Genomic DNA, 2892 nt, shown 5'->3' with positions numbered 1-2892 from the left:
GTGGACGAAAACGGCTGGCTGTCGGCCCTGCCCTTCGCCGAATGGCTGCGCGAGAACTTCATCGAATGGCTGCGCGCCATGCGCAGCACCATCTTCAGCGTGTGGCTGGCCTATACGGTGGTGTGGATGGCCTATGGCCTGCGGCTCATTTCCTCGACCCTGCTGCAGGTCGGGCCCGAGCTGGAGGAAGCGGCCCGCAGCGCGGGCGCGCGCCGCGGCCAGATCACCCGCCACGTCACCGTGCCGCTGGCCAAGTACGGCCTTATTGGCTCCTGGCTGCTGATGTTCCTGATCTTCGAGCGCGAATACTCCACCGGCGTCTACCTGCTGTCGCCCGGCACCGAGACCATCGGGTCCATGCTGGTGTCGCTGTGGGCCTCGGGCGCCATCGATATCGTGGCCGCGCTTTCCTTCATCAATATCGTTCTGGTCGTGATCGGCCTGGGCATCGCCCTGCGATTCGGAGTCAAACTTCATGATTGAGCTTTCTGTAGAAGACCTGCACCTGGACTACGGCGACAACCCGGTGCTCAAGGGTGTCTCGATGCAGCTGCGCCAGGGCGAAGTGGTGTCATTGCTGGGTCCCTCGGGCAGCGGCAAGACCACCCTGCTGCGCGCCGTGGCCGGCCTGGAAGGCCCCAAGCGCGGCCGCATCACCATCGGCGACCGCGTCGTCTACGACGGCGCGGCCAGGAAGGAGGTCCCGGCCGAGGAACGCAACCTGGGCCTGGTGTTCCAGTCCTATGCGCTGTGGCCGCACAAGACCGTGTTCGAAAACGTGGCCTACCCGCTCAAGCTGCGCAAGGTGCCCGGCGCTGAAGTGCGCGAACGGGTCCAGGCGGTGCTGGACCAGTTGGGCCTGGGCAAGCTCGGCCACCGCCATCCGCATGCGCTGTCCGGCGGCCAGCAGCAGCGCGTGGCCATCGGCCGGGCGCTGGTGTACAGCCCGCCCGTCATCCTGCTGGACGAGCCGCTGTCCAACCTGGACGCCAAGCTGCGCGAAGAAGCCCGCGCCTTCCTGCGCGAGCTGATCATCCGCCTGGGCCTGTCGGCGTTGATGGTGACGCATGACCAGAGCGAAGCCATGGCGATTTCGGACCGCATCCTGCTGCTGAACAATGGCAAGATCGAACAGCAGGGCACGCCGCAAGAGATGTACGGCACCCCGTCCACGCTGTTCACCGCCGAATTCATGGGCAGCAACAACCGGCTGGACGGCAAGGTGACGGAAGTGCGCGACGGCCAGGCCCGCATCGAGGGCCGCGGCTGGTCGCTGTGGGGCAAGGCCAGCCCGGGCATGGCCCAGGGCCAGGACGCCACCGCCGTCATCCGGGTGGAGCAGGTGCGCCTGGCGGACGACCCCGACGGCAACCACCTGGACATGCCGCTGCTGACCAGCATGTATCTGGGCGATCGCTGGGAGTACCTGTTCCGTACCCCCGACGCCGACCCGGCCCACACCCTGGCCCTGCGCGCCTATGGCCCCGAAGGCCGCGAACCCGGCCCCTGCCGGCTGGCGCTGCCCGCCAGCAAGGTCTGGGTCTTTCCCCGCACCGCCGCCTGAAGCGCCGCCCGGAGCCGGCCCGGGGCTCCCGCTCTCGCGGCGTAGGCTGTCAGTGTGAACCGCCCCTGACGCCCGGCGGACATGGACTCGCTCTACAATGCGCTGGTGCAACGCCTCGCTGATTCCCCTTCCCCGCTGAGCCGTTACCTGCGGTGGCTGGGCGCTCCCGCCCAGCATTACCTGCGCATCGGCATCGCAATATCGCTGTTGGTGCACGCCGGCGCCCTGGCGTGGCGCTTTGGCGCGCCCGCGCTCTCGCGTCCGCCGGCCACCGGCCTGGAAGTCGTGCTGCTCAATGCCCGCAGCGAGACGCCTCCGGAGACCCCACGCGCCCAGGCCCAGAACCAGATGAGCGGCGGCGGCAACGCCGAGCGCGGCATGTCCACCACCCCGCTGCCCCGCACCGGCGAATCGGCCGAGACCATCGTGCTGGAGGCCATGCGCCGCCGCCAGGTCCAGCTGGAAGCCGAACAGACCCGCCTGATGACCCAGTTGCGCTCCGCCGACCGCGCCGGCGCCGAGCGCCAGGCCGTCAACCCCTGGCCGGACGGCGCCGACCTCGGCCGTGACGCCGAGGACCAGGCCAGCCTCATCCAGAGCGCCCAGGTGGCCGCGCTGGCGGCGCGGGTCCAACAGTACAGCGCCGAGCCGCGCAAGCAGTTCGTGGCGCCCTCGGCCGAGGCCTCGCGCTATGCCGCCTACCTGGACGCCTGGCGCACCCGCATCGAAACAGTTGGCACCCAGCACTACCCGGACGAGGCGCGCGGACGCATCTACGGCTCCCTGCGCATCACGGTGTCCGTGCGCGCGGACGGCAGCATCGCCAATGTCGAGATCGACCAGCCCTCGCCGCACGCCGTCCTGAACCAGGCGGCCCGCCGCATCGTGCAACTGGCCGCGCCCTTCCCCCCGTTCCCGCCCGATATCGCACGCGACACGGACGTGCTGGTCATCACCCGCACCTGGCATTTCGTCAACGACACCCTGGAAACACAAGCCCCATGACCGAGGCGCCCCCTCTCGCCCGATACGCCGTCATCGGCAACCCCATTGCGCACAGCCGCTCGCCCCAGATCCATGCCATGTTTGCCGAACAGACCGGCAAGCCGCTGCGCTACGACCGCCTGCTGGCGCCGGTGGACGGCTTTGCCGTAGCGGTCGCCGCCTTCGTGGCCGAGGGCGGACTGGGCCTGAACGTGACGGTGCCCTTCAAGCTGGACGCCTACGCCCTGGCCGCCGGCCGCCTGTCCAGCCGCGCCCGCCTGGCCGGCGCGGTCAACACCCTGTCCTGGCGCGACGGCGCCTGGCACGGCTGCAATACCGATGGC

The 2892-nt window shown here is 69.6% G+C and carries 3 protein-coding genes and 1 pseudogene; all 4 read left to right on the top strand.

Annotated features, from left to right (window positions below; all coding sequences use genetic code 11):
* Nucleotides 1-483 (top strand): ABC transporter permease subunit (locus VIR09_RS18315; RefSeq protein ID WP_332014150.1); only part of this gene is annotated, 483 nt, incomplete at its 5' end.
* Nucleotides 476-1564: an ABC transporter ATP-binding protein gene (locus tag VIR09_RS18310; protein ID WP_332014149.1), complete on the top strand. Its 1089-nt coding sequence runs from the start codon at nucleotides 476-478 to the stop codon at nucleotides 1562-1564. The genes VIR09_RS18315 and VIR09_RS18310, both read left to right, overlap by 8 nt.
* 105 nt (nucleotides 1565-1669) lie before the next feature.
* Nucleotides 1670-2569, top strand: coding sequence for a TonB family protein (locus VIR09_RS18305; protein ID WP_332014151.1), 900 nt, complete (start codon nucleotides 1670-1672; stop codon nucleotides 2567-2569).
* Nucleotides 2566-2892: pseudogene (gene aroE / locus VIR09_RS18300) on the top strand (shikimate dehydrogenase); the annotation flags it as partial. The gene VIR09_RS18305 and the pseudogene aroE, both read left to right, overlap by 4 nt.

This window comes from Achromobacter sp. (assembly GCF_036567245.1).
In the GTDB taxonomy this organism is placed as follows: Bacteria; Pseudomonadota; Gammaproteobacteria; order Burkholderiales; family Burkholderiaceae_B; genus Achromobacter.
This window is presented reverse-complemented; position numbering and strand designations above follow the sequence as displayed.

Coding starts and splice junctions, on each gene's coding strand:
- VIR09_RS18310 (WP_332014149.1), top strand. CDS start 476: ATGATTGAGCTTTCTGTAGAAGACCTGCACCTGGACTACGGCGACAAC.